The organism is Cryptosporangium arvum DSM 44712, assembly GCF_000585375.1.
In the GTDB taxonomy this organism is placed as follows: domain Bacteria; phylum Actinomycetota; class Actinomycetes; order Mycobacteriales; family Cryptosporangiaceae; genus Cryptosporangium; species Cryptosporangium arvum.
Genome location: NZ_KK073874.1, coordinates 193,229 through 218,343, shown reverse-complemented (window position 1 = coordinate 218,343; position 25,115 = coordinate 193,229). Strand labels below are relative to the sequence as shown.

Here is a 25,115-nt window from a genome sequence, read left to right as displayed (position 1 = left end):
GAAAAGCCGCGGCCTTTCGTGCTGCTATGGTGAAAGGCGTGCGGATGGTGGGACTCCTCCTTCTCTGCCGCGGCGAGGCCAGTTAACGAGCCGGCTTCCTCGTCGCGGCGCTTGGCGTGCTTGCCGGCTTGCACTCGCCAAGACTTCAGGAGCACCTGGCAATGAGCTTCATCCGCAACCCTCAGCGTCCCAGCGGGATGCCGATCCACCGCTACACCCCGTTCACGCCGATCGATCTGGCCGACCGCACCTGGCCGTCGAAGCAAGCCACCGAGGCGCCGCTGTGGTGCGCGGTCGACCTGCGTGACGGCAACCAGGCTCTGATCGACCCGATGAGCCCCGCGCGCAAGCGCAAGATGTTCGAGCTGCTCGTCGCCATGGGCTACAAGGAGATCGAGGTCGGTTTCCCGGCGGCCAGCCAGACCGACTTCGACTTCATCCGGCAGATCATCGAGGACGACCTGATCCCGGACGACGTCACGATCCAGGTGTTGACGCAGTCACGCGAAGAGCTGATCCACCGGACGTTCGACTCCGTCCGCGGCGCCAAGCAAGCCATCGTCCACCTGTACAACTCGACGTCGACGCTGCAGCGGCGGGTCGTGTTCGGCCTGGACCGCGAGGGCATCACCGCGATCGCCACCAACGGCGCCCGGCTGTGCCAGAAGCTGGCCGAGTCGATGGGCGACACGTTCATCCGCTTCGAGTACTCCCCCGAGTCCTACACCGGCACCGAGCTGGAGTACGCCGCCGAGGTCTGCAACGCGGTGAGCGACATCTGGGAGCCGTCCGACGACCGGCCGGTGATCCTGAACCTGCCCGCCACCGTCGAGATGGCGACGCCGAACGTCTACGCCGACTCGATCGAGTGGATGAACCGGCACCTGGCGCACCGCGAGAACATCATCCTGTCGCTGCACCCGCACAACGACCGCGGCACGGCCGTCGGCGCCGCCGAGCTCGGTGTGCTGGCCGGTGCCGACCGCGTCGAGGGCTGCCTGTTCGGCAACGGCGAGCGCACCGGCAACGTCGACCTGGTGACGCTGGGCATGAACCTGTTCAGCCAGGGCATCGACCCGATGATCGACTTCAGCGACATCGACGAGGTACGCCGCACGGTCGAGTACTGCAACCAGCTGCCGGTGCACGAGCGGCACCCGTGGGGTGGCGACCTGGTCTACACGGCCTTCTCCGGATCGCACCAGGACGCGATCAAGAAGGGCTTCGAGTGGATGGAGCGGGACGCGGCGGCGGCGAACACGCCCGTCGACGATTTCCGCTGGGCGGTGCCCTACCTGCCGATCGACCCCAAGGACATCGGCCGCACCTACGAGGCGGTCATCCGGGTCAACTCGCAGTCCGGCAAGGGCGGCGTCGCCTACGTCATGAAGACCGAGCACCAGTTCGACCTGCCGCGCCGGCTGCAGATCGAGTTCTCGCAGGTCGTGCAGAAGATCACCGACAACGAGGGCGGCGAGGTCAGCCCCGAGGCGATGTGGTCGGTGTTCCGCGACGAGTACCTGCCGAACCCCGACAACGCGTGGGGCCGGCTGGCGCTGCGCGGCTACCACAACGTCGGTGACCAGGTCTCGTTCGACATCGTGCTGGACGGCGTGGAGAAGACGGTCGAGGCGTCGGGCAACGGCCCGATCAACGCGTTCGTGACCGCGCTGGACGCGGCCGGCATCCCGGTGCGGCTGCTGGACTACACCGAGCACACGATGTCCGCCGACAGTGGCGCCCAGGCCGCCGCGTACATCGAGTGCGCGATCGGTGAGGACCAGGTGCGCTGGGGCGTCGGCGTCGACACCAACATCGTGACGTCGTCGCTGAAGGCCGTGGTGAGCGCCGTCAACCGCGCTTACCGGGCTTAGGGACGCTCCTCGGTGCGGTAGGCCTTGAACCCGCGTGCCTGGTAGTTGGGCAGCGCGTTCGGGTGGTCCTGCGTCGACGTGTGCAGCCACACACGGGTGACGCCGGGCCGCAGCAACCAGGCCTGCCGCACCGCGAGCGTCAGCGCGTGCCCGCCGATGCCGCGCCCCACGGCCTCGGGCAGCAGCCCGAACGTCGTGATCTCGACCTCGGGCGCCCGATCGGCGAGCTCGACGAGCCCGACCGGCTCGTCGTGGTGGGTGATCGCCCACCACTGCAGGTAGGTCTTGGCGAACTCCTCGGCCCACGCCTCCTCGGAGCGGGTTCCGGCTCCCCAGCCGTGCGGCTCCCCGACCCGAGTCTCCAGGTCGCGGATCAGGCCGGTCTGCCCGGTGATCGGCAGCAGCGCGACGGCCTCCGCGAACCGTCCGGGCCGCAGCTCCGCCGCCGACGTCATTTCGACGTACGTCCGAATGTGAGTCATCGCTGTCCATAGGTTGCGAGCCGCGCGGTGGCGTCGTCCATCTCCACGCCGTCCAGCAGGCGCGGAATCATCCCGGATGACAACACCCGCAGCGCCACCTCGCAAACCCATTCCAGGTACAGCGCCCGCTCGTACGCCTCGGAGAGCGACTTCCCGACCGCCACCGCGCCGTGGTTGCCCAGCAGGCACGCGGTGCGGTCCTCCAACGCGTTGACGGCACCGGCGGCCAGCGCGTCGGTGCCGTACTCGACGTAGGGCGCCACCCGGGGCGATCCGCCGAACAGCCCGACGTAGTAGTGCACGGCCGGGATCTGCGTCACCAGGCACGACAGGGCCGTGGCCGCCGTCGAGTGCGTGTGCACGACCGCGCCGACGTCCGGGCGCGCCGCGTAGATCGCGAGGTGCAGGGGAAGCTCGCTCGTCGGCTTCAGCCGCGCGTCGACCGGGGTGCCGTCCAGCGCGTGCAGTCCGACGTCTTCCGGGCACAGCGAGGCGTACGGCACGCCGGTGGGCGTCACCGCCACGATCTCTCCGTCCCGGGAGGAGACGTTCCCGGCTGTTCCGACGACCAGACGGTCGGCGACCATCCGCTGGCAAACTTCGGCGATCGCGCCCCGCTCGGTCACGATCGGGATCTTCTCACCCCGCCCGGAGCGTTTCGTCGTGGGAGTGCATGGCGTCCTGCCGCTGTTCCTCCGCGCCCTGCGCGATCGGCGCGTCCAGCCACTCTTCCGGGATTCCGAAGCCGTCGACCAGGAACAACGCGTGCGGACGAAGTTCGCGGCAGAGTTCGTTCACCGTGCTCGTCACGCGCTTGGCCCGGCTCGGCGTCATCCGGCCGTGCCCGAGGAACCAGGCCAGGTCGGCCTCGATCGTAGACAGCGCGAACAGCGCGCAGACCCGGCCCAGCACGTCGCGCAGCCCGTCCGGCGCTTCGGCGACCGCCTCGGTGAACGCCTCCAGGAGCACCCGCTCCACGTGCACGCGCGCGAGCCGCAGCACGTGGTCCTGCGCGTCGTTGAACACCGCGAACGCGTCCGCGTCCGGTTCGCCGGCCTTCCGGAGCCGCTTCGCGAGCCCTTCCAGGACGTGCTTCTCGCGGTCCTCGAACAAGGCCAGGTGCCACTCCCGGTCGCGCAGGTCGCCCTCGCCGAACCGGCGCAGCACGGACGTCCGCTCGGTCACCGCGTCCCACACCTGATCGGCGATGAAGCGCACCATGCCCAGCGCGTCCAGATCACCGAGCTGGTCGCGGTACCCGGTCAGCAGGCCCTTGGCGACCAGCTGCAACAGCACCCGGTTGTCGCCCTCGAACGTCGTGAACACGTCGGTGTCGGCACGCAGCTGCGGCAGCCGGTTCTCGGTGAGGTACCCGGCTCCGCCGCAGGCCTCCCGGCACGCCTGGATGGTCGCGGACGCGTGCCAGGTCGCCACTGCTTTCAAGCCCGCCGCGCGGGCCTCCAACTGCCGTTGCGCGACGCCGTCCGGCGCGGCACCGTCCGCGAGGCCGTCGGCGGGCTGGAGTTCGTGCAGGGTGCGCACGAGGTTTTCCTGCGCGAACCGCAGCGCGTACGTCTTCGCGAGCGCGGGCAGCAACGCACGCTGGTGCGCGAGGTAGTCGAGCAGCGCCACCTCGCGGTCCCGCCCGGGCGCGTCGAACTGCCGTCGTACCTCGCCGTACCGGACGGCGATCGTCAGCGCGGTCTGGGTGGCGCTCCCGGCCCCTCCGGCGACGCTCACCCGGCCGCGCACCAGCGTGCCGAGCATCGTGAAGAACCGACGACCGGCGTTCTCGATCGGGCTGGAGTACGTGCCGTCCTCAGCGACGTCGCCGTAGCGGTTGAGCAGGTTCTCCCGTGGAATCCGGACCCGGTCGAACCAGAGCCGCCCGTTGTCGACGCCGTCGAGGCCGGCCTTGCCGCCGCAGTCGCCGATCCGGACGCCCGGGCAGGGGTTGCCGTCCTGGTCGCGGATCGGCACCAGGAACGCGTGGACGCCGTGGTTCTCCGTGGTGACGAGCTGGGCGAACACGACAGCGAGCCGGGCGTCGCGGGCCGCGCCGCCGATGTAGTCCTTGCGCGCGGCCTCGTGCGGCGTCTCGACCACGAATTCCCCTGCCGCCGGGTCGTACGTCGCGGTCGTGCGCAGGTGCTGGACGTCCGAGCCGTGGCCGGTCTCGGTCATCGCGAAGCAGCCGGGCAGCTCCAGGCTCATGATCGGCGGGAGGTACCGCTCGTGGTGCCGCTCGGTGCCCAGCGCCTGGATCGCACCGCCGAACAGGCCCCACTGCACGCCGGACTTCACCATCAGGCTCAGGTCGCCGTAACCGAGCATCTCGAACGACGCGACCGACCCGCCGGTGTCCCCCAGACCGCCGTAGCGGGTCGGGAAGCCCAGCCGGGAGTGGCCGACGGTGGCCAGCTGCTGGAGCAGCTCCCAGACGTGCTGACGGTGGGCGTCGCGGCCGAGGTCGCCGGCGAGCCCGAACTCGGGCCGCCGCAAGGCCTTGCGGGCCTCGTCGCGCACCTCGGCCCACCGCCCGTCGAACACCCGACGCAGGTCGGCCAGATCGCTCATTACTCGCGAGTACCCACCCGTCGTCCGGTGAACCAACCGGCCCGGTGACTGCTACCAACCTTGCGGAGGAGGTGAGCGGGGTGGGTAGCGACGCCGAGTTACTGCGGTCGATCGCCGCCGGGGACGCGACCGCGCTGCGGCTGCTCTACGAACGGCACTCCGGCGGGCTGTTCGGGTACCTCCACCGGCTCGCCGGTGACCGGATGGTCGCCGAGGAGATCCTGCAGGACACGATGCTCGCGGTCTGGCAGTCGGCCGGCTCGTTCGAGGGCCGCGCCAGGGTGACGACCTGGCTCTTCGGCATCGCCCGACGTCAGGCGCACAACCGGCTCCGCCTGCGGGCCGGGCCCGCGCCGACGGAGACCACCGATCGGCCGGACGCGAGCACCGGACCCGAGGAGCTGGCGATCGCGGCGGCCGGTGGCACACCGGTGGCCGCGGCGATCGACCGGCTGCCCGGACACCACCGCGACGTCATCGCGCTCGTCTTCGTGGCCGGGCTGCCGCTCGCGGACGTCGCCGACGTGCTCGGGATCCCCGTCGGCACCGTGAAGAGCCGGCTGTTCCACGCCCGGGCCGCCGTCGCCGCGGCGCTCGCCGCCCAGGAGGTGCCCGAATGAACGAGTTGCTCCCCGCCTACGCCGCCGGTTCGCTGTCCGCGACCGACCACGCCCGTGTCGACGCGCACCTGCGCGGCTGCGCCCGCTGCCGCGCCGATCTCGCCGGCTGGCAGGCGATCGCGACCTCCGCGGCCGAACCCCCGGGCGGGCTCGGTGACGCACCGGAGGCGGGGCAGCTGGTGCGTGAGGTGTTGACGCGAAGTGCGTTCGAGGAGCCGGTGGGGTTGCCGCCGACCCGACGACTGCGACACCTCGCCGGGCTGCTGGTGGCCGAGGCCCGGCTGATCCGGCTCGCCGTTCCGGTCGCCTCCGCCCTGGTGATGGCGCTCGGCGTCGTCGTCGTGCTGTTCCAGGCCGGCCCGGACCGGATCGCCGACCTGATGCTCGCGTTGATCGCCCCGATCGTCGCCGCCGCCGGCGTCAGCGGCACGTACCGCTCGGACCACGACCCGGCCACCGAGCTGGTCGCCGCGACCCCGACGTCCGAGCGGCTCCTGCTCCTCGTCCGCCTCACGCTCGTCTTCGGCTACGACCTGGCTCTCGCGCTGGCGGCCTCGGCCGTCCTGAGCGTTTCCGGCGCGGCCGGAACCGCCGACCTGAACGCGCTCGTGGGCGCCTGGCTCGGCCCGATGGCGCTGCTCTCCGCGTTGAGCCTGCTCGGCGCGGTCCGCTTCGGACCGGACGTCGCGCTCGGCCTGGCCGTCGGGCTCTGGGCCGTGCGGGTGCTGGCCGCCAGCCTGCTCACCGCGGACGGCTGGCCGGCCAGGGCGATCGTGCACGCCTGGTCGACGAACGCACCCGTGCTGACGCTCAGCGCCGCACTCGCGGCGGCCGCCGTACTCCTTGCCGGACGTGGTGAACCCCACCGCGGTCGCCGCGCTACCCACCCACTGTGAAACCACTGACCCTCTGGCAGTACGAGGTGCGCCGGGCCGGCTGGTCCGCGCTTCTCGGGCCACCGATCGCCGTCGCCGTCGGAATCGTCGCCGCACTGGCGAACCCGATGCCGAGCGACACCACGACGGCACGAATCCTGCTCGGCACGCTGGAGATGGCGGTCCCGCTCGCGGCCGGCGTCGCCTGCGCCTCGCTCGTCGGCCGGGATCCGGCGGTGGAGTTGCAGCTCACCTCACCCACGTCGTACCGGGTCACGCTGCTGCGTCGCCTCGGCGTGACGCTGGGCTGGTCGGCGGCGTTCGCCGTCCCGACCGCGGTCGCGCTGATCGTGACCGGTTGGTGGGCGCGGTGGCCGGCCAACCACGGGGCACTGGTCGGGCAGCTCACCTGGGTGGCGCCCACGCTCGGGTTGAGCGCGCTGGGCTTCGCCGCCGGCGCGGTGTTCCGCAGCCCGGGAGCGGCCGGCGCGCTGGTGACCACGCTCTGGGCGATCCAGCAGTTCTTCGCCGGAGCGGCGCAGGACCATCGGGCGGGCCGGCTCCTCTACCTGTTCGCGACGACCCGGGGTTCGGCACCGGACGACTGGGCCGCCAACCGCCTGACCCTGCTCGGCGCCTCGGCCGCACTGATCACGCTCGCGCTCGTCGTGCTGGGCCGCTCGGAACGCCTCATCGGCGAGGAGGATGAATGACAAGCGCGTTCGCGGCGAGCCTGCGCTACGAGTTCCGCATGCAGGTCCGGAAACGCTCGGTGTGGATCGTGCCCGCGCTGACCCTGGTGTTGTTCGTGTTGATCGGCGGCAGCCTCCTGCGTGATCTGTTCGACCCGGCCGAGCGGCCACCCGAGGCCCGGACCGCCGTGGTCGGCCTGGCGGTGCAGCTCCACGGGCTGCTATCGATCGGGTTCGGCTGCCTGCTCGCCGACCGTCTGGTGCGCGACGACCGGCTGCGCGTGGCGTCGATACTGGACGCCACACCGGCCGAGCCACGCGCCCGGCTGCTCGGGAAGTACCTGAGGGCCGGCGCCGCGACCGCCGTCCCGATCCTGGTCGCGTACCTCGGCTTCGCGATCGCCTACGCGGCCGACAGCGGGGGCGCGGGCGCGATCGGGTGGGCGCTCGTCGCGTTCGCGGTGGTGTTCGTGCCGGGGCTGCTGTTCGTGGCCGCTCTCGCGCTGGCCGGGCCGCTCGTCGTGCCTGCTCCGCTGTTCCGGGTGCTGTTCGTCGGCTACTGGCTCTGGGGCAACGTCGTGCCCCCGGACACGATGCCGACGCTCTCGGGCACGCTCGTCCACCCGCTCGGCGGTTACGCGCTCACCGCCCTGCTGGACTTCCGCGGCATCGACGGGCAGGACACGCTGGCCGGCCCGGTGTCGGGCGCGACGTTGAACTTTCTCCGGCCCGACCCGACGCCTGCGGTCGCGGTGCTGTCCATCGGCGTGCTGCTGGCGCTCGCAGTCGCCGTCCTCGCCGGCGGCCACGCGCTACGCGTCCGCCGAGCCCGTTGAAGGGAACTGACGTGCGGATCGAAATCTCCGGCCTGACCAAGACGTACCGCGGCGGCGTGGCCGCCCTCGACGGCCTCGACCTGACCGTGCCCACGGGCATGTTCGGTCTGCTCGGTGCCAACGGTGCCGGCAAAACCACGTTGATGCGCATACTGGCCGGGGTCGTGCGACCGTCGTCCGGCCGGGTGACGGTGGGCGGCCACGACCTCGCGACCGGCGCCGGGCGCACCGCAGTGCAGCGTGGGCTCGGCTACCTGCCGCAGGATCTCGGCGTCTACCCCGACCTGACCGCACGGCAGTTCCTGGACTACGTGGCGCTGCTCAAGGGCATGGACGACCGCGCGGTGCGGCGGCGACGCGTCGGGGAGCTGCTCGAGGTCGTCGCGCTGACCCCGCACGCCGACCGTCGGCTGCGTGGCTTCTCCGGGGGGATGCGCCAACGCGTCGGGATCGCGCAGGCGCTGCTCGCCGACCCGCGGCTGCTGATCGTGGACGAGCCGACCGCCGGACTCGACCCGGAGGAACGGATCCGCTTCCGGACGCTGCTGTCCCAGTTCGCCGGCCGTCGCACCGTGCTGCTGAGCACGCACATCGTGGACGACATCGCGCAGACCTGCCGGGAGGTGGCGGTGCTCGCGAAGGGGCGGCTCATCTTCCGGGGCACGACCGACGAACTCGTCCGCCGGGCCGACGGACGGGTCTGGTCGGTCGTCACCGACGGCCCGCCCCCGACCGCGGGCACTGTCGTCTCCGCGTTGCCGCACGAGAACGGCATGCGCTACCGGGTCGTGGCGGCCGGCGCCCCGGACCCCGGGGCCCAGCCGGTCGACCCGGGCCTGGAAGACGGCTACCTGGCCGTGACCACCCGTTGACGGTCGGGGCGCCCGGTGCCGGGCGCCCCGCCGATTCAGTGGCCGGGCGGAAGGGTGCCGGCGATCTCCGCCGTCACCGTCTGGACGCTCGCCGAACCCAGCGCCTCGGACGCCTCGACGAGCTCCGGACGCACCTCGTGCGGCTGGATCTTCTCGTCGCGGATGTCCTCCGCCCAGTGGCACGCCACCCGGTGCCCCGGCGCGAGCTCACGCATCTCCGGGCGCTCGGTGTCGCAGCGCGTCTCCTGACGCCACGGGCAGCGGGTGTGGAACCGGCAGCCGCTCGGCGGATTCGCCGGCGACGGCAGGTCACCGGAGAGCAGGATCTGCTGCCGGCTGTCCTCCACCAGCGGGTCCGGCACCGGCACCGCGGACAGCAGCGTCCGGGTGTAGGGGTGCAGCGGCTGCTCGTACAGCTCTGTGCTCGTGGCCTCCTCGACCAGGCCGCCGAGGTACATCACGCCGACCCGGTCGGACGTGTGCCGCACGACCGCGAGGTCGTGCGCGATCAGCAGGTAGGTGAGCCCGTACCGCTCCTGGAGGTCCTCCAGGAGGTTGAGCACCTGCGCCTGCACCGACACGTCGAGCGCCGACACCGGCTCGTCGGCGACGATCAGGTCGGGCTTGAGCACCAGGGCCCGCGCGATGCCGATGCGCTGACGCTGACCGCCGGAGAACTCGTGCGGGTAGCGCCGGAGCGCGGTGGCCGGAAGACCGACGGCGTCCAGGATCTCCTTGAGGGTCTTGTGGCCGTCCTTGCCCCACAGGCCGTGCGCCTTGAGCCCCTCGGACAGCGTCGACTCGACGTTCTGCCGCGGGTCCAGGCTCGACAGCGGGTCCTGGAAGACCATCTGCATCCGACGCCGCGCCTTCCGCAGCGCCTCGCCCTTCAGCTCGCGGAGGTCTTCGCCCTCGAACAGCGCGGAACCGCCGGTGGGCTCGACCAGCCGGAGCAGACCCCGGCCGAACGTCGTCTTGCCGCAGCCGGACTCGCCGACCAGGCCGTAGGTCTCACCGCGCTCGATCGACAGCGAGACACCGTCCACCGCGTGCACGTGCCCCACCGTGCGGTCGAAGAGCGCCCCGCGCTTGATCGGGAAGTACACCTGCAGGTCTTTGACGTCTAGAAGGACGCTCACTGAGTTACCTCCTCGACGACGGCCGGCTTCTCGACCGGGTTGAAGCAGCGCAGCAGCCGGCGGCTCTCGGCGTCCGGCTCCAGCTGGGGGGTCGACGACACGCACGTGTCGATCTTGTTGTCGCAGCGCGGAGCGAACGCGCACCCCTCGGACCACGGCAGCGCGTCGGCCACCGAACCGCGGATCGGGGTGAGCGCCTGCCCGCGTGGCGCGTCCAGCCGCGGCACCGACCCGAGCAGGCCCGAGGTGTAGGGGTGCCGGGGCTGCGCGAACAGCCGGTACCGGTCGGTGTTCTCGACGACCTTCCCTGCGTACAGCACGTTCACCGTGTCACAGAGACCGGCGACCACCCCGAGGTCGTGGGTGATCAGGATCAACGCGCTGCCGACCTCGTCGACCAGACGCTCGAGCAGGGCCAGGATCTGGGCCTGCACGGTGACGTCCAACGCCGTGGTCGGCTCGTCCGCGATCAGCAGACGCGGACGACAGGCGAGCGCGATCGCGATCAACGCGCGCTGGCGCATGCCGCCGGAGAGGTGGTGCGGGTAGTCCTTGAGGCGCCGCTGCGGGTCGGGGATGCCGACCGCGGTGAGCAGGTCGGTGGCCTCGGCCTTCGCCTCGCCCTTGTGCATGTTGCGGTGCCGCTCGAGCACCTCGGTGACCTGCTTGCCGATCGGCAGCACCGGGTTGAGCGAGCTCAACGGGTCCTGGAACACCATGCCGATGTCCCGGCCACGCCGGTCGCGCATCTGGTTCGTCGACAACTTCAACAGGTCGACGTCTTCGAACTGCGCCGTACCGCCGACCTCGACACCGCGCTTGGGCAGCAGGCCCATGATCGCCAGCGACGTGACCGACTTGCCGCAGCCGGACTCGCCGACCAGACCGACGGTCTGGCCCGGTTCGACGCTGAAACTGACACCGTCGACGGCACGCACGGGCTTCTCGCCCCGGCGTCCGAACGTGACGGTCAGGTCCTTGACCTCGAGGAGAGCCATGGAGTTACCGCCGGTTCTTGGGATCGAGAGCCTCGCGGAGCGACTCACCGAACAAGGTGAAGCCGAGCGCTACCACGATGATGCAGAGCGCAGGCCAGATCGCCAACGACGGCTGGATGTCGAAGTAGGTCTGGGCGTCACCCAGCATCGCGCCCCACTCGGCGCGGTTCGGGTCGGCGTCACCGAGGCCGAGGAACGAGAGCGCGGCGGCGTCGATGATCGAGGTGGCGAGCGTCAACGTGGCCTGGACGATCACCGCCGACAGCGAGTTGGGCAGCATGTGCCGCAACACGATCGACCGCTCCTGGACGCCGAGCGCTCTCGCGGCGAGCACGTGGTCGGCATGTCGTTGCGCGAGCATGGCGCCACGCAACAGACGCGCGAAGATCGGCACCGACACGATCGAGACGGCCGCGATGACCGTCCACTGGTTCGCGCTCTTGAACACCGCCGCGATCGAGATCGCCAGCAGCAGGCTCGGAACCGAAAGCAGGATGTCGACGAAGCGCATCAGCACCGTGTCGACCCAGCCGCCGACCGCACCGGCGACACCACCGAGCAGCATGCCGACGATCAGGCCGACGAGCGTCGCCACGACACCGACGATCAGTGACTGGCGGGCGCCGACGATCAGGCGGCTGAGCACGTCGCGGCCGTTCTGGTCGGCTCCGAGCGGGAACCCGTCGCGCGCGGGCAGCGGCGAGTTCTGGCGCACCTCGTCGATCAGGTAGCGGACGTAGGGGTCCTTCGGCGCCAGCAGCGGCGCGAAGATCGCGACCAGCACGAACAGGAGCACGATGACCGCGCCCAGAATCGCCACCGGGTTGCGGGAGAGCCGGCGGAACGCGTCCCGGGAGAGGCTCTCGCCGCGCTCGGCGAGATCGTCGATGCGGTCTTTCTTACGGGTGAGCAAGCTCGTCATCGCACACGCACCCGTGGGTCAATGAGTGCGTAGGAGAGGTCCACCAGCAAGTTGACCAGCACGTACGTCAACGCGGCGACGAGGATCAGCGCCTGCAATCTCGGATAGTCGCGTTTCTCGATGCCTTCGGCGAGCAACGATCCGATGCCGCCCCAGACGAACACCTTCTCGGTGAGCACCGCGCCCGCGAGCAGCAGACCGGCCTGCAGACCGATCGTCGTCGACACCGGCAGCAGGCCGTTGCGCAGGACGTGCCGGTTGCGGATCGTGCGCGAGCGCAGGCCCTTCGCCTCGGCGGTGCGGACGTAGTCCTCGTTCAGCACGTCCAGCACGGAGGCGCGGGTGATCCGGACGATGACCGCGAGCGGGATCGTGCCCAGCGTGATCGCCGGCAGGATCAGGTGCTTGATCGAGTCCCAGACGACGTCCCACTCGCGGGTCAGGATCCCGTCGAGGATGAGGAAGCCGGTGATTTTTGTCTGGTCCAGGCCGGCGGTGACGCGCCCGGACGGCGGCAACCATCCCAGGTCCACCGCGAACCACGACTTGAGCATGTAACCGAGGAAGAACACCGGCACGGCGACGCCGATCAGCGTCGCGATCACCGTGGCGTTGTCGAAGAAGCCCCCACGGAGCTTGGCCGACAGGTACCCCAGCGGGATACCCAGCAGGACGGCGAAGAGCAGCGCGGCGACGCTCAGCTCGATCGTGGCCGGCAGCGCGTCGGCAAGTTCGGCGCCCACCGGGCGCGAACTAGCCAGCGACGACCCGAAGTCACCGGTGAACACCCGCCCGACGAACTTGGCGTACTGAACCCAGATGGGCTGATCCAACCCCAGTGTGTGATTCAGAGAAGCAATCTTCTCTGGGGTGGCCTTATCGCCGAGAAGTGCTGTCGCCGGCCCGCCCGGCAGCGAACGCAGCCAGACATAGAGCAGGAACGACAGCACGAACAGCGTCGGGATGACGCCGACCAACCGGCGCACGACGTACCGAAGCATTTAGGTCCTTAAACGGGAGCGTCCCCCGAGTCGGGCTGGATCAGCCCACACCCGACCCGGGGGACGATGGAACTCAGCTCTTCGAGACCGTGTAGAACCGCTCGTCGGTCAGCGGGCTGGCGACGAGACCGTCGATGTTGCCCGCCGTCGCGATCGCCGGCGGCGAGTGCGAGATGGGCAGCGCCGGCAGGTACTTGCCGAGCAGGTCACGGTTGACCTGCTTGTAGGCCTCCTCGCGCTTCGTGGCGTCCGGCTCGCCGTCCGCAGCCGCGATGGCGGCGAAAGCAGCCTTGTCGGTGAAGCCGAACTCGGGCTTCTCCCGCCCGAAGAACGTGCCGACGAAGTTGTAGGCGTCGTTGAAGTCGCCGGTCCAGCCGAGCAGGTGCAGGTCGTGCTTACCGGCCTGCTGGATGTCGTCCTTGTAGCCGCCGTTCCACGGACGGGCCACCGGCTCGACCTTGATGCCCGCAGCGGTCAGGTCCGCGGCGATCGAGGTGTAGATCGCCTTGGGGTCCGGCATGTACGGCCGGGTGACCTCGGTCGGGTAGTAGAACTTCAGCGACAGGTTGGTCGCGCCGGCGGCGGCGAGCAGCTGCTTGGCCTTGGCCGGGTCGTACTTGTACTCGGTGACGTCGTCGGCGTACCCGGTGAGCGTCTTCGGCATGAACTCCTTGGCCACCTCGGCGCCCTCGGGCAGCTTGGTCTTCACCAGCTGCTCGCGGTTGATCGCGTAGGCGATGGCCTGCCGGACCCGGAGGTCCTTCAGCTTCGGGTTCTTCTCGTTCATACCGAGGTAGAGGACGTTGAACGCCGGGCGGACCTCGACCTTCATGCCCTTGCCCTCGAGCGCCTTCCAGTCCTGCGCGGCCGGGAAGTCGATGATGTCGACCGCACCCGACTCGAGCTCCTGCTTACGCGCGGACTCCTGCTCGATCGTGCGGATGACGAGCTTGGCCGTCTTGGCCTTCTCGCCCCAGTAGTCCTCGTTGCGGACCAGCGTCGTGGTGCCGTTCGAGGCGTCGTAGGACTCGAACTTGTACGGGCCGGTGCCGACGGGGTGCTCGGTCGCGTAGGCCGCGTACGTGAAGCTGTCGCCGGACTGCGTGACCTTGTCCGCGTCGTACTTCTTCAGCGCGGTGGGGCTGGAGATCGAGAACGCGGTGAGCGTGAGAGCCGCCGGGAGCGCGCCCCGGAACTTGTTCAGGCTCATGACCGCGGTCGTCGGGTTCGTCGCCTGGCAGCCCTTGTAGTACGGGTCGCCACCGGCGTCGGTCTCGTTCTTGGCGAAACCGCCGAAGACGTCCTGGTAGTAGATCATCTGGCTCTGGGCGGCAGCGCCCTTCATGTTGAACCAGCGGTCCAGGTTGAAGCAGGCGGCCTCGGCGTTGAAGTCCGTGCCGTCCTGGAACTTCACGCCCTCGCGGAGCGTGAACGTGATCTGCTTGCCGTCCGGGCTGACGTCCCACTTCGTCGCCAGCGCCGGCTCCAGCTCGGCGGAACCCGCCTTGTTCTGGATCAGCGTGTCGTAGATCTGACGAGCCGGCCGGAAGCTCTCTCCGTCGTCGTTGAAGATCGGGTCGAAGTTTTTCGGCTTCCCGGTGCCGGCGATGGTCAGGGTGGCGTTGTTGTCGCCCTCCCCGCCTTCACCTCGCTCGCTGTCCGCACAAGCCGCCAGCGAGACCGCTAAGCCCACGCTCACTGCGGCGGCGAGTGCCCGTCGGACTCGGTACACGTAACCCTCCCTCAACATCCTTTGACGTGCGGGGACGCTACCGCCGAAAAGGAGCATCGAGGATGGTTGTGCCTGCCTCGTAATGTCACGTATTGGCAACAGCGGAACTTATCCGCGGCGTGACGCGAGCAACTCCGCAGGTCGGAACTCCACCTGAAACGGTTCCGTGACCGTGAGTAGCTTTTCTCCGCTCGCTGAGGCCACTTCTCGATACGACCCGTTATCAAGATTATGGACGGTGACGGTAGGCCCGTCCGGGTCCACGAGCCAGAAATACGGGATCCGCGCCTCCGCCGCCAGCCCCGGCTTCAGGAGCCGATCGATCTGCTTGGTCGACGGCGAGAAGATCTCAGCCATCATCACCACCTCCGCGGCCGGCGCGACGACATCATCAGCGCCAACACTCGTGAGGACGGCAAGATCGGGGACGATGAGGCGACCAGAGGCGAGCCGAACATTGACTGCCTCCTGTACCTCCAAGTCTGCGGTGACCCGTTGGTCAAGAATCGTCGCCAGCCGGAACGAGATTCGCTGGTGCGGCCGGCTCGGTCCGGGGCTCACGACGAGCACCCCGTCGATGAGTTCCTCGCGCTGGCCCGTGTACGGACGCGCGAGATACTCCTCTTCGCTGATCGGCTCCGGATGCAACTCCACGGCAACACTCATTCCTCCCACCTCTCTCCGGTATCGGCGCACTAGAGATACCGAGTCGAGAGTGGGAATCTGAGCCGCTGAGGTATACCCGTGATACTCGTTGGCTCGTTGGTCAGATATCCAGCGAGCGGCGCCCGGAAAATGCTCGTCCCAGCGTGACTTCATCAGCGTATTCGAGGTCGCCGCCGACCGGCAGCCCGCTGGCGAGCCGGGTCACACGCAAACCCATCGGCTTGACGAGCAGCGCGAGGTACGTCGCCGTCGCCTCACCCTCGGTGTTCGGGTCGGTCGCCAGGATCAGTTCCTTGACCAGCCCCGACTGCAGCCGCGTCATCAACTCCCGGATACGCAGCTGATCGGGCCCGACCCCTTCGAGCGGATTGATCGCGCCGCCGAGCACGTGGTACTTCCCGCGGAACTCGCGGGTGCGCTCGACCGCGACGACGTCCTTCGGCTCCTCGACGACACAGATCACGTCGTCGCCCCGCCTCGCGTCACGGCACACTCGACACTCGTCGGACTCGGCGATGTTGAAGCAGATCCGGCAGAACCGGACTTCCACTTTGACGCGGTTGAGCACCTCGGCGAGCCGCTTCACGTCGACCGGGTCGGCGTTGAGGATGTGGAACGCGATCCGCTGGGCGCTCTTCGGGCCGACGCCGGGCAGCCGACCCAGCTCGTCGATGAGGTCCTGAACGGCCCCTTCGTACAACGGGTACCTCTACATCCCCAGGCCGGGCAGGCCGGGCAATCCGCCCGCCAACGGCCCCATCGAATCGGCGGCGGCTTTCTGCGCCTCGGCGTTGGCGGCCCGGACCGCAGCGACCACCAGGTCGGCGAGGGTCTCGGTGTCCTCCGGGTCGACCGCGGCGGGCTGGATGGCCAGCCCGGTGAGCTCACCGGTGCCCGTCACGGTCGCGGTGACCAGGCCGCCCCCGGCGACGCCGGTGAACTCGGCCTCAGCCAGCTGGGCCTGGGCTTCCATGATGTGCTGCTGCATCTGCTGCGCCTGGGCGAGAATCGCCTGCATGTCGAGCTGACCACCGGGTTGCACGACGAACTCCCTCTTCGGCGACGACGACGTTTTCCAGACTACTTGCTGGGGCCAGCGGCCCCGTACTTCAGTCGATCTGACGCGCACCCAGGTGCTGTTCGAGCAGCGCGATCGCGTCCTTCTCGGAGTCGACCGCCTTCGCGGTGCCGGCCTCGTCCTCGTCGTCGAGCGGCTCGTCACCGGGGTCGAACCCGTCGTACATGGGGTCGCTGGGTTCGGGTGGGAGCGGCACGTCGTCGTCCATGACGCCGACCGAGCCCCGGCGGTTGGCCCGGTTGCTGGCGGAGGCCGAGTTCCCGTAGCCACTCGACGCCGATCCGCTGTGACCGCTGCCCGGGCCTGCGTTGCCGCCGTAGCCGGTGTTGGCAGCTTGGCCGCTGTAGCCGGCGGGGCCGGAGTTGCCGCTGTGACCGGAGCCGCCGGAGTTGCCGGGGCCGCCGGAGTTGCCGGGGCCGCCGGAGTTGCCGGGGCCGCCGGCGTAGCCGGAGTTGCCGCTGTGACCTGCCTGGCCGGGGTTGCCGCCCGCCGGTCCAGTGTGGCCGCCCGCTGGGCTGCCGTAGCCGCCGGGCGCAGTGCCGCCCACCCCGGGGGCGCCGGGCACAGGGGCGCCCGTGCCGTGACCACCGGGGGTGACGTTGTCGTGGCCGCCCGAGCCGTAACCACCAGGGGCGGAGCCAGGCGCGCCATAACCACCAGGGGGAGAGCCGGGCGCGCCGTAGCCGCCAGGGGCGGAGCTGGGCGAGCCGTAACCGCCGGAGGTAGAGCCGGGCGCGCCGTAACCGCCGGGGGCAGAGCCGGGCGTGCCATAGCCGCCGGAGGCGGAGCCGGGCGCGCCGTGACCGCCGGACGCGGGGTCGCCGGCGCCGTAGCCGGAGGTGGTGCTCGCCGGCGCACCAGCGGCAGGGGCCGGTGGCAGTCCACCGACCGGTGCGATCGTCGGCCAGTCGCTACCGCCAGACGCGGACGCGGAAGCAGCGGTCGGCATCGGCGGCATCGCGGGCATCGGAACCGGCCCGGGCGGCGGAGCGGGCCCACGCCGACCAGCGCCACCCCCACCGGAGCCGCCGTCGACCTCGGCCTTGATCCGCCACCGCACGCCGAGCACGTCGAGCAACACCTTCTGCAGCACCGACGTGCACTTGTCGTCCGACAGCCGCCGCACCTCACCCTGGTGCTTCACCGCGACGACGAGTTCGTCCCCCCGCACCTCACGCGGGGTGGCGTTCTGCACGAGAGCCCAGACCATGCGGCTGTGCTGCTTGGTCTGGTCGACGATCTGGGGCCAGACCTGACGCACTTGAGCCGCGTCCATCCCGCTGGTGGCCGCCGCCGCAGCCGCGACCGCAGGCCCGGCCACCCCGGGGCGCGGAGCCGCCCCGTACGCCGCAACCGGCTGCCCCGCCGACCCCGCAGAACCACCGGCCGCCGGGCCACTCACCGCCGGGGCGCTCGCCGCCGAACCACCCGATGCCGCGCCACCCGCCGCCGGGCCACCCGCCGCCGAGCCACCCGCCGCCGGGCCACCCGATGCCGGGCCACCCCCCGCCGGGGCGCTCGCCGCCGAACCATCCGCCGCCGAACCACCCGCTGGGCTACCCGCGAGGGCGGGAACACCGGCCGAGGCGGCACCGGCAGTCGCCGAGCCACCAGAGGACGCACCAACCGTCGCTGAGCCACCGGACACCGGAGCCGCGTCAGGAACCGGGCCCGCCGAATCAGAACCAGCGGACACCGAACCGGCCGGAGCCGGGGACACCGGACTGGTGGACACCACAGAGCCCGACCCAGCCGAAGCCGCCTCCCCCGGACCCGACGAAGCCCTCGGACCCGACGAAGCCGCTGGGGTCGCCGAAGCTGCCGAAGCTGCCGGGGCCGCCGGGGCTGCCGAAGCTGCCGGGGCCGGCCGGGAGATCGGAGCCGGTGTCTGCGTAGGCACGACCGCCACCGGCGCCGAGCCGCCCTCGGCCGCGGGCCGTGGCGGCGTCACCGGGGGTGGCGTGGGACGCGGCGGCTCGGCGACCGGCGCCGGCTCGCTCGACGTCGGCACCGGCGTTCGAACCGTGGCCACCGACGCCGGCGGGAACCCACCCTCGGCGCCGATCGCGAGCCGCCGCTCCAGGCGCTCGAGCCGCTGCAACAGCGCGGCGTGGCTCTCGTCGGCGGCCGGCAGGATCATCCGCGCGCAGACCAGTTCGAGCAGCAGCCGCGGCGACGTGGTGCCACGCATCTCGACCAGCCCGTTGTGCACGACGTCGGCCATCCGGGACGCGGTGGCCACCCCGAGCTGGTTGGCCACCAGCGACATCCGCTCCAGCTCGTCGGCAGGTGCGTCGACGAGGCCCTTCGCGGCGGCGTCGGGCACGGTCGCGAGGATCACCAGATCACGGAGCCGCTCGAGCAGATCGGACGCGAACCGCCGGGGGTCGTGCCCGGCCTCCACCACCCGGTCGACGACGCCGTACAGCGCGGCACCGTCGTCGGCGGCGAGTGCGCCGGTGGCCTCGTCGAGCAGCCCCGAGTCGGTTACCCCGAGCAGCGCGACCGCGTGCTGGTAGGTGACGCCATCGGTACCGGCGCCGGCGAGCAGCTGGTCGAGGATCGACAGCGAGTCACGCGCGGACCCGCCACCGGCCCGGACGACGAGCGGCAGCACGCTCTTCTCGATCTGCACGTTCTCGTCGGTGCAGATGCGGTCGAGCAGACCGACCATCGTGCTCGGCGGGATCAGCCGGAACGGGTAGTGGTGGGTGCGCGACCGGATGGTCTGCAGCACCTTGTCGGGTTCGGTGGTCGCGAACACGAACTTAACGAAATCGGGCGGCTCTTCGACGAGCTTGAGCAGCGCGTTGAAGCCCTGCGACGAGACCATGTGCGCCTCGTCGATCACGTAGACCTTGAACCGGCTGTTGACCGGCGCGAAGAAGGCGCGCTCGCGCAGATCACGCGCGTCGTCCACACCGCCGTGGCTGGCCGCGTCGATCTCGACGACGTCGAGCGAGCCCGGCCCGTCGGGAGCCAGCGCGAGGCAGGAATCGCAGACACCGCAGGGATCCGGCGTCGGACCGTTCACGCAGTTCAGCGACCGGGCGAGAATCCGGGCACTTGACGTCTTGCCGCAACCGCGGGGGCCGGAGAAGAGGTAGGCGTGGTTGAGCTTGCCGTTCTTCAGCGCCTGGATGAGCGGTGCGGTGACGTGTTCCTGACCGATGACCTCGGCAAACGTGCGAGGCCGGTACTTGCGGTAGAGAGCGCGGTTGGCCACGCCGCAAGCCTCCCACGCGGGTCCGACAAATGAAGGACCCCTCGTGCACCCGCCAGAGCCCGCTTATCCTTGCTGCCTTCCGGCCCTGGGGAGGTTCACAGGTTACGCGCCGCACGAGGGGCTGGGGTGGAGTCTACCGGTAGCCGGGCGGCTACTCGGGACGGCCCCTCACTGGAGCACGCCCTTGAAGATCGACGCGAACGCGTACTCGTCCTGCTCGACGCCGCTGCAGTTCGCGACCGGCTGCTTCGTGACGTCGGCACCGCATTGCGTGTCGCGCCCGGCCGACCAGAAGCTGAGCATCCCGACGCTGTTCTTCACCGCGAAGTCGGTGACGGTCTTGGCGTTGTCCAGCGAGAACGTCTCGGTGTTGAGGTCGTTCACCCCGATCATCGGCGTGATACCGACCATGCCCCAGGCGTTCGCGGAGTCGATGCCCTGGATGGTCTCGATCTGCGAATGCAGGCCGGTGGCGGCCGCGGTGGTCGCCGCAGCCATGTCCTGCGGTGCGACGGTGCCGCCGAAGTTCATCGTCATCAGGTTGATGCGGTCGATCGCCACGCCGGCGTCGACGGCGGCGACCCACGGAGCGGTGTTGGCCGCACCCGCGGCGGTGGTCGCGTCGGTCGGCGACGCCGCGGCGAGCGTGAACGACACCTTCAGATCGGGGTTCTTCTGCTGCAGGGCCAGGATCGCCTTGGCGCGGGCTTCGTTGGCCTCGGTATCGGCCACCCGCTCCTCCCCTTCGACGTCGAAGTCGAGGTAACGAACCCCGAGGTCGACGAGCTTCTGCAGCTGTTCCTGCGTGGTCTCCGCGTCTCCACAGGCCTGGGTGACGTCACCGCCGCTCGCCCCGCCGGTGGACACGATCACCTCGATGCCCTTCGCCGCCGCCGCGCTGATCTCGTCCTTGTACGTGTCGAGCGCGGTCGTGCCGTCCCAGGTGAGGTCGCACTCGTCGCCCTTGGTGATCGCGAACCCGAGGTGCAGACCGTTCGCGCCGGTCTTCTGCGCGATCTCGGTGAGCGAGGGACGATCGGCCAGCGTGACGTAGACGTAAGGCGCGTAGACGGTGCCCAGCTCGGTCTTCGCGGTGACGGTGCCGTCCTTGCCGTCGTCGCCGTCACGCAAGAAGACGACCGCGGTGGCTGCGGCCGCGATGACGGCGACGACCGCCACCCCGATCAGCACCCACCGGCCCTTTTCGTTGCGCCTACGCTGGCCCCTCGCCACGAGTCCTCCTGACTCTGCCGGGCGCTACCCGGGCTGCCCAGCCCACCGGCGTCATCGTGTCATCGTGCGAGCACGGACGGAGACCTGGGGGTCATCGCGCCAGGGGGCCTTGTCAACAGCGATCCTGACGTGCCCAAGCAAGAGCGCGCTGTGCGCCGGGTACACCGGCGTACGAGACCCGGCGCTGCGTCCGGTAACCTGTCCGGCGGAGGATTCGCCTAGAGGCCTAGGGCGCACGCTTGGAAAGCGTGTTGGGGGCAACCCCTCACGAGTTCGAATCTCGTATCCTCCGCCAGCCTGGCTGACCAGGCAAAACGATGGCCCGGACCCACGGATGGGTACCGGGCCTTCGTCGTCCCTACAGGGCCTGTGGTCTCAGTTGTGGTCTCAGTTGGCCTTCTCGGTCTCCTCCTCGGCCTGCCAGATCAGGCCACCGACCTGCTTCGCGATGTCATGCCGGACCTTGGCCGTGAGGTGCTGGTAGCGGGCGGCCATCGCCGAATTCGACCACCCCATCAGGCCCATGACGGCCCGGTCGGGAACCCCGAGCAGGAGCAGCACCGTGGCCGCGGTGTGCCGGGCGTCGTGCAGCCGGCCGTCCCGGATACCAGCGCCTTTCAGCAGGTCTTTCCAGTCGTGGTAGTCGGTATTCGTGCTGAGTACTCCCCCGGTCGGGGTGGCAAATAGCCAACCTTCGTCCTGCCAGAGTTGAGCGGCCTTGGCCCGTTCGGCCTCCTGAGCCTCTTTGTGCTTGCGCAGCAGCGCCACCAATTCGGTGGGTAGTCCGATCGGCCGCTTACCAGCACGCGACTTCGTGTCGGCCGTCTCGGATCGGACGTTCTTGCGCTGCTTGCAGTAGCCCGCCTTACGACCGCAGGTGCCGCCGCACCCATGCTCATACTTCGGCCGCTGGCGTCCGCGGCGCACTCGGAGCGTGCCTGCGTCGAGATCGACGTCTGCCCACTTCAAGCCGAGCACTTCCCCTTGTCGCATTCCGAGCGCCAGAGCCATTGCCCAGCGGGCGCTATTCCGGGGTCGCTTCCCGGCCTCGGCTAGCAGCCGGCGCACCTCTTCGACGGTGTACGGCTCGATCTCCTCTTCTTCGATCCGGGGCGGCTTGACCATTCCCTTAGCCGCCGGATTCCCCCGCGGCAGGTAGCCGCGCCGATCGGCGACTCCAAGGGCAGTGCGGACGGTCCGGTGCGCCTGGTGCGCCGTTCCCGCGCTACTGCCCTTAGCCACCATCCGCGTATAAAGCGAGTCGAGGTGTTCGGACGTCAGGCGGTCGAGTCGGTGCGCGCCGATTCCTGGGATGAGATGCACCCGCACCGCGACTTCGTAAGCGCTGTAGCTCGACTGCCGGACGGTCGGCCGAGCAACGTTCTCCAGCCAGTGAGTCAGCCACGCCTCGACGGTCCACGGCGTGCCGATCTTCCGGACCCTGCCGCTATCGCGCTCCTTTTCCAGCTCTCGGACCTTGCGGATGACCGCGGCCTGAGTCTTCCCGCGGACGTGGCGCCGGTCGGGCTTTCCGTTGTCACGGATGCCGACCGTGACGCGTCCGTGCCACCAGCCGTCTGACCCTTCGTAGATGCTCGACGCGCCGTTCGGCCGGCGGGTGGCCTTCTTCGGTGTCGTCATGCCGCCCTCCTCGCCGAGCGGAGCCGCGTGACGTAGTCGTCCAGTGCCGAGCGGGGGATCCGGCGGAGCCGGCCGATGGTCACCGACTCGACTTCGCCAGACGAGACCAGCGCGTACATCGACGTCCTGCCGATTCGCAAATAGCGGGCGGCCTCCTCCACCGTCAGCACCGGGTCGGTCGGTGCCGCGGGTACGGCTCCTGCAGCGCTCTCGATCGTCGTCACCTCCTGTCCTGCACCGGGTCGGGTCGGCAGAGCGCCCGCTGACCCAGTGCCGTGATGACCGTCTGACAGCCCGTTGAGAACGTCATAGGCGGCCTCTCCTGGGGTGGCCGGTGTGCTGGGTAGGGCGCGAACCGCAGAGGTCGGCTCAGCGGGTCGGTTCTCGGTCGCGCCGTGACGCCGGTCGGTCATTCGGCACCTCCAGTGCCCGCGGCGCGGGGGGTACCCGTACCAGCCGTACCAAGGTCGTTTCCGCTGCTCAGGGGCGGTACGGGTAGGTCACCCGTTACGGATCGATCCGTAACGGGGGTGGTACCCGTACCAGGGATGACCTGCGGAAACGAGGGTGGTACGGCTGGTACGGGTACCCCTGGCCCGGCGTCCTCCGCACCGTCCGCGGGGGGCATCTCAGGCAGTGGGCAGTAGCGGTTCCACGCGTCGATGAACCGGGCGCGGCGGTAGCCCTTGGCCTGCCCGACCGGGAACCGAATCGTGTCGGAGCTGATGTCGAACTCCCGGAGCAGGTCACCGAGCCGCTTGCCGGTCAGCCCGGTCGGGCCGAACGTCGCCCACGGGGCCTCGGGATCGCTGTTGAGTGCTTGGAGCAGGTCGGAGGTCATGGCGGCCGGCGGGTCGCCGAGCAGCGTGAACGCGGCGCGGACGTCGGTGAGAAGCCGGATCCGGGTGGACACTCCGGCCTTCTCGTCGGCCTCGGCTGTGAGCGCGACGACGGCTTGCCGGGCGCGGCCGGGCCAGTCTCCGCCTGCCATGTCGGCGACGATGACCAGCGGTTCCCACGTGTCCGCGGCCCGGTCCTCGACGGGCATCGGCGGCTCGGCCTCTTGCAGCTCGGTCATCTGCGACCGAAGCCACTCGTCCAATTGAGCGGCCAGCAGCCGGAAGGCCGGCCGGTCGCGGCGGTGCCGGTAGGGCGCCACGGCCTCACCGGGTCCGCGGCGGCGCATGCGGACGACGACGGCCCGGTCCTCGATCGTGTCGGGCATGGCCCCGATGCCAGCGAGAGCGGCCATGGCGAACGTGGGGATGTGCTCGACGCGCCCGGCGGTGGCGTCGTAGCGGACGGCCGGGCGGTTGCGCTGGTGCCCGGCGTTGAGCAGCCCGCGTAGATCCTCGTTGCCGTCGGCCTTCGGTCCGAAGATCGTGTCGGCCTCATCCACCAGCAGCGTCGGCGGATCGGACGTGATCGACCGGTAGACCGCGGCCGGGGTCGCGTTGACCGTGATCAGCGGATCGTGGGCAGTGGCTTCCACGACGTCGAGCAGCCTCGACTTTCCGCAGCGCTTCTCGGGCGCGCGGATGACCAGCCGCGGCGCGTGCGCCCACGCCGGCTGTGCGTGGGTGGCGGCGATCCAGAGGACGACGGCGTCGGTGGCCTCGGTGCTCGGGAGCACGACGTAGCGGGTCAGAGCTTCGCGGATGGCGTCGAGCAACTGCGCACCGGTCAGCCTCGGTCCGGACGCGGTCATGCCGCCACCCGCCCCGTAGTTACGCCCTCGGCGGTGAATCCACCCTCGATAGCAGCGCGGGTGTCCCGCTCAGTTTGACCAGCCAGCCGCCCGACACGGCTCAGTTCCGACCACGCGTCGGCCTCGGAGAGCGCACCTGCCAGGACCATGCGCGCCACGCCGCGGGCGGCGCCGTAGAGCGTCGTGCGGCGCTTGCCCTCCGGGGCGCGTGCCACGGCGTCGAGGTGGGAGGCAAGCAGGGCGTCTGGGTTCGTGATGCCCCCGCGGTCCGGGCGCCGGTCGGTGCTCGGCGTGTGCGCAGGTTCGGGTGGCTGGCAGGTGGCGAGCAGCCGCGCAGGAAGTGGGCGGACCTCCCGGTCGCCGACTCGCCGGTACGGCTGGCCCGTGGTCGGGTGCTGCGAGGGCGGCGCAACGACGTACCCGCCGTCTGCCTTGACGTCGATGCCGGGCCGTCCGGGCATCGGCCGGGAGCCGACCGGGCGGCCGGGGTGGGCGTAGTAGAGGTGCCAGCCACCCGAACCGGTGCGCACGCAGTAGGTGGGCGGCATCAGGGCCGTGTCGACAGCGCCACCGTGTGCCGGGTCGATGTCGATGATGACCAGCCCGGCGACGGCGCCCGGTGGGCGCCCGGCGCGGATGGCGAGCAGTCCGCATGGCACGCGGTCGTGCATGCGCTCGACGCGGGTCGGGTCGGCGCTGGCGGCGTAAAAGCCGTGGCAGGTCAGGCAGGTGCAGGCCTCCGGGTTGTGATCGTGGCCGGCGGCCTTGCAGGGCTGGCAGTTGGCGACGGGGCGTTTGGTGGTGCGTCCGAGGAAGAACACCGGCCAGCCGCGGGCGGCGTACTCCAGCGCCGCGGCCAGCGTGGGTGTGCGGGTCATGGTGGGCTCCTTCACCGCCGGGAGCAGTGGTGTGCTCCCGGCGGGCAGTCGGTGGGAGACCGGCG

The 25,115-nt window shown here is 70.3% G+C and carries 23 protein-coding genes, 1 tRNA gene and 1 other RNA gene; 7 read left to right on the top strand and 18 right to left on the bottom strand.

Going from position 1 to position 25,115, the window contains the following annotated elements:
• Window positions 1-161: 161 nt before the first annotated feature.
• Window positions 162-1,874 (top strand): 2-isopropylmalate synthase, encoded by a 1,713-nt coding sequence (gene leuA / locus CRYAR_RS01065; RefSeq protein ID WP_035847693.1) that lies wholly within the window; start codon window positions 162-164, stop codon window positions 1,872-1,874.
• Here the strand turns inward: leuA and CRYAR_RS01060 are convergent.
• Genes CRYAR_RS01060 through CRYAR_RS01050 form a run of 3 tightly spaced genes read right to left on the bottom strand, consistent with a single transcriptional unit; the run spans window position 1,871 to window position 4,933 of the window.
• Window positions 1,871-2,356 carry a GNAT family N-acetyltransferase gene (locus CRYAR_RS01060; protein ID WP_035847691.1) on the bottom strand — a complete coding sequence of 162 codons (486 nt, stop codon included), beginning with the start codon at window positions 2,354-2,356 and terminating at the stop codon, window positions 1,871-1,873. The genes leuA and CRYAR_RS01060 overlap by 4 nt on opposite strands.
• Window positions 2,353-2,991: a class II aldolase/adducin family protein gene (locus CRYAR_RS01055; protein WP_035847689.1), complete on the bottom strand. Its 639-nt coding sequence runs from the start codon at window positions 2,989-2,991 to the stop codon at window positions 2,353-2,355. Before CRYAR_RS01055 ends, CRYAR_RS01060 begins: the two co-directional genes overlap by 4 nt.
• 4 nt (window positions 2,992-2,995) lie before the next feature.
• The gene (locus tag CRYAR_RS01050) at window positions 2,996-4,933 is read right to left on the bottom strand and encodes an acyl-CoA dehydrogenase family protein (RefSeq protein ID WP_035847687.1); all 1,938 of its coding nucleotides are present in this window, start codon (window positions 4,931-4,933) and stop codon (window positions 2,996-2,998) included.
• 80 nt (window positions 4,934-5,013) lie between these two features.
• Between CRYAR_RS01050 and CRYAR_RS01045 the strand changes: the two genes are divergently transcribed.
• Genes CRYAR_RS01045 through CRYAR_RS01025 form a run of 5 tightly spaced genes read left to right on the top strand, consistent with a single transcriptional unit; the run spans window position 5,014 to window position 8,828 of the window.
• A complete protein-coding gene (locus tag CRYAR_RS01045; protein ID WP_035859946.1) occupies window positions 5,014-5,553 on the top strand; it encodes an RNA polymerase sigma factor in 540 nt (179 codons plus the stop codon).
• Entirely contained in the window at window positions 5,550-6,449 is a 900-nt protein-coding gene (locus CRYAR_RS01040) for a zf-HC2 domain-containing protein (RefSeq protein WP_035847686.1), read from the top strand. Before CRYAR_RS01045 ends, CRYAR_RS01040 begins: the two co-directional genes overlap by 4 nt.
• Window positions 6,446-7,141 carry a hypothetical protein gene (locus CRYAR_RS01035; protein ID WP_035847683.1) on the top strand — a complete coding sequence of 232 codons (696 nt, stop codon included), beginning with the start codon at window positions 6,446-6,448 and terminating at the stop codon, window positions 7,139-7,141. The genes CRYAR_RS01040 and CRYAR_RS01035 overlap by 4 nt, the downstream gene beginning before the upstream one ends.
• Complete coding sequence (locus tag CRYAR_RS01030) at window positions 7,138-7,956, top strand: hypothetical protein (protein WP_035847680.1); 819 nt, start codon at window positions 7,138-7,140, stop codon at window positions 7,954-7,956. The genes CRYAR_RS01035 and CRYAR_RS01030 overlap by 4 nt, the downstream gene beginning before the upstream one ends.
• An 11-nt stretch (window positions 7,957-7,967) precedes the next feature.
• The gene (locus tag CRYAR_RS01025) at window positions 7,968-8,828 is read left to right on the top strand and encodes an ABC transporter ATP-binding protein (RefSeq protein ID WP_035847677.1); all 861 of its coding nucleotides are present in this window, start codon (window positions 7,968-7,970) and stop codon (window positions 8,826-8,828) included.
• Window positions 8,829-8,863: 35 nt separating this feature from the next.
• Here the strand turns inward: CRYAR_RS01025 and CRYAR_RS01020 are convergent, their stop codons facing one another.
• The 11 genes from CRYAR_RS01020 to CRYAR_RS00975 form a co-directional block, all read right to left on the bottom strand.
• Entirely contained in the window at window positions 8,864-9,967 is a 1,104-nt protein-coding gene (locus tag CRYAR_RS01020; RefSeq protein ID WP_035847675.1) for an ABC transporter ATP-binding protein, read from the bottom strand.
• On the bottom strand, window positions 9,964-10,965 hold the full coding sequence (locus tag CRYAR_RS01015; protein ID WP_035847673.1) for an ABC transporter ATP-binding protein: 1,002 nt from the start codon (window positions 10,963-10,965) through the stop codon (window positions 9,964-9,966). Before CRYAR_RS01015 ends, CRYAR_RS01020 begins: the two co-directional genes overlap by 4 nt.
• 4 nt (window positions 10,966-10,969) lie before the next feature.
• Entirely contained in the window at window positions 10,970-11,887 is a 918-nt protein-coding gene (locus CRYAR_RS01010; RefSeq protein WP_035847671.1) for an ABC transporter permease, read from the bottom strand.
• Window positions 11,884-12,888 carry an ABC transporter permease gene (locus tag CRYAR_RS01005; protein ID WP_035847669.1) on the bottom strand — a complete coding sequence of 335 codons (1,005 nt, stop codon included), beginning with the start codon at window positions 12,886-12,888 and terminating at the stop codon, window positions 11,884-11,886. Before CRYAR_RS01005 ends, CRYAR_RS01010 begins: the two co-directional genes overlap by 4 nt.
• A 73-nt stretch (window positions 12,889-12,961) precedes the next feature.
• Window positions 12,962-14,638, bottom strand: coding sequence for an ABC transporter substrate-binding protein (locus CRYAR_RS01000; RefSeq protein ID WP_051569561.1), 1,677 nt, complete (start codon window positions 14,636-14,638; stop codon window positions 12,962-12,964).
• Between the two features lie 90 nt (window positions 14,639-14,728).
• Window positions 14,729-15,286 (bottom strand): Uma2 family endonuclease, encoded by a 558-nt coding sequence (locus tag CRYAR_RS00995; RefSeq protein ID WP_035847665.1) that lies wholly within the window; start codon window positions 15,284-15,286, stop codon window positions 14,729-14,731.
• A 100-nt stretch (window positions 15,287-15,386) separates the two neighbouring features.
• Window positions 15,387-15,986 carry a recombination mediator RecR gene (recR, locus tag CRYAR_RS00990; protein ID WP_035847663.1) on the bottom strand — a complete coding sequence of 200 codons (600 nt, stop codon included), beginning with the start codon at window positions 15,984-15,986 and terminating at the stop codon, window positions 15,387-15,389.
• 9 nt (window positions 15,987-15,995) lie between these two features.
• On the bottom strand, window positions 15,996-16,328 hold the full coding sequence (locus tag CRYAR_RS00985) for a YbaB/EbfC family nucleoid-associated protein (protein ID WP_035847661.1): 333 nt from the start codon (window positions 16,326-16,328) through the stop codon (window positions 15,996-15,998).
• Between the two features lie 67 nt (window positions 16,329-16,395).
• Window positions 16,396-19,590 carry a DNA polymerase III subunit gamma and tau gene (locus CRYAR_RS49370; protein WP_035847658.1) on the bottom strand — a complete coding sequence of 1,065 codons (3,195 nt, stop codon included), beginning with the start codon at window positions 19,588-19,590 and terminating at the stop codon, window positions 16,396-16,398.
• 29 nt (window positions 19,591-19,619) lie between these two features.
• Window positions 19,620-19,716: signal recognition particle sRNA small type (gene ffs / locus CRYAR_RS44485), an RNA gene on the bottom strand.
• Between the two features lie 42 nt (window positions 19,717-19,758).
• Complete coding sequence (locus tag CRYAR_RS00975) at window positions 19,759-20,823, bottom strand: chitinase (RefSeq protein WP_157017210.1); 1,065 nt, start codon at window positions 20,821-20,823, stop codon at window positions 19,759-19,761.
• Between the two features lie 207 nt (window positions 20,824-21,030).
• Between CRYAR_RS00975 and CRYAR_RS00970 the strand changes: the two genes are divergently transcribed.
• Window positions 21,031-21,118, top strand: a tRNA-Ser gene (locus tag CRYAR_RS00970).
• A 92-nt stretch (window positions 21,119-21,210) separates the two neighbouring features.
• On the opposite strand, the gene CRYAR_RS00965 is transcribed toward CRYAR_RS00970, so the two are convergent.
• From CRYAR_RS00965 to CRYAR_RS00950, 4 genes are all read right to left on the bottom strand, one after another.
• Window positions 21,211-22,464: a tyrosine-type recombinase/integrase gene (locus CRYAR_RS00965; protein ID WP_035847654.1), complete on the bottom strand. Its 1,254-nt coding sequence runs from the start codon at window positions 22,462-22,464 to the stop codon at window positions 21,211-21,213.
• Window positions 22,461-22,688, bottom strand: coding sequence for a helix-turn-helix domain-containing protein (locus CRYAR_RS48385; protein ID WP_211247209.1), 228 nt, complete (start codon window positions 22,686-22,688; stop codon window positions 22,461-22,463). Before CRYAR_RS48385 ends, CRYAR_RS00965 begins: the two co-directional genes overlap by 4 nt.
• Before the next feature lie 185 nt (window positions 22,689-22,873).
• Window positions 22,874-24,172: a DUF3631 domain-containing protein gene (locus CRYAR_RS00955; protein WP_035847651.1), complete on the bottom strand. Its 1,299-nt coding sequence runs from the start codon at window positions 24,170-24,172 to the stop codon at window positions 22,874-22,876.
• The gene (locus CRYAR_RS00950; protein WP_035859937.1) at window positions 24,169-25,050 is read right to left on the bottom strand and encodes a bifunctional DNA primase/polymerase; all 882 of its coding nucleotides are present in this window, start codon (window positions 25,048-25,050) and stop codon (window positions 24,169-24,171) included. Before CRYAR_RS00950 ends, CRYAR_RS00955 begins: the two co-directional genes overlap by 4 nt.
• Window positions 25,051-25,115: the final 65 nt, after the last annotated feature.

Coding starts and splice junctions, on each gene's coding strand:
- leuA (WP_035847693.1), top strand. CDS start 162: ATGAGCTTCATCCGCAACCCTCAGCGTCCCAGCGGGATGCCGATCCAC.
- CRYAR_RS01060 (WP_035847691.1), bottom strand. CDS start 2,356: ATGACTCACATTCGGACGTACGTCGAAATGACGTCGGCGGCGGAGCTG.
- CRYAR_RS01050 (WP_035847687.1), bottom strand. CDS start 4,933: ATGAGCGATCTGGCCGACCTGCGTCGGGTGTTCGACGGGCGGTGGGCC.
- CRYAR_RS01040 (WP_035847686.1), top strand. CDS start 5,550: ATGAACGAGTTGCTCCCCGCCTACGCCGCCGGTTCGCTGTCCGCGACC.
- CRYAR_RS01030 (WP_035847680.1), top strand. CDS start 7,138: ATGACAAGCGCGTTCGCGGCGAGCCTGCGCTACGAGTTCCGCATGCAG.
- CRYAR_RS01015 (WP_035847673.1), bottom strand. CDS start 10,965: ATGGCTCTCCTCGAGGTCAAGGACCTGACCGTCACGTTCGGACGCCGG.
- CRYAR_RS01010 (WP_035847671.1), bottom strand. CDS start 11,887: ATGACGAGCTTGCTCACCCGTAAGAAAGACCGCATCGACGATCTCGCC.
- CRYAR_RS01005 (WP_035847669.1), bottom strand. CDS start 12,888: ATGCTTCGGTACGTCGTGCGCCGGTTGGTCGGCGTCATCCCGACGCTG.
- CRYAR_RS01000 (WP_051569561.1), bottom strand. CDS start 14,638: ATGTTGAGGGAGGGTTACGTGTACCGAGTCCGACGGGCACTCGCCGCC.
- CRYAR_RS00995 (WP_035847665.1), bottom strand. CDS start 15,286: ATGAGTGTTGCCGTGGAGTTGCATCCGGAGCCGATCAGCGAAGAGGAG.
- CRYAR_RS00965 (WP_035847654.1), bottom strand. CDS start 22,464: ATGACGACACCGAAGAAGGCCACCCGCCGGCCGAACGGCGCGTCGAGC.
- CRYAR_RS00955 (WP_035847651.1), bottom strand. CDS start 24,172: ATGACCGCGTCCGGACCGAGGCTGACCGGTGCGCAGTTGCTCGACGCC.
- CRYAR_RS00950 (WP_035859937.1), bottom strand. CDS start 25,050: ATGACCCGCACACCCACGCTGGCCGCGGCGCTGGAGTACGCCGCCCGC.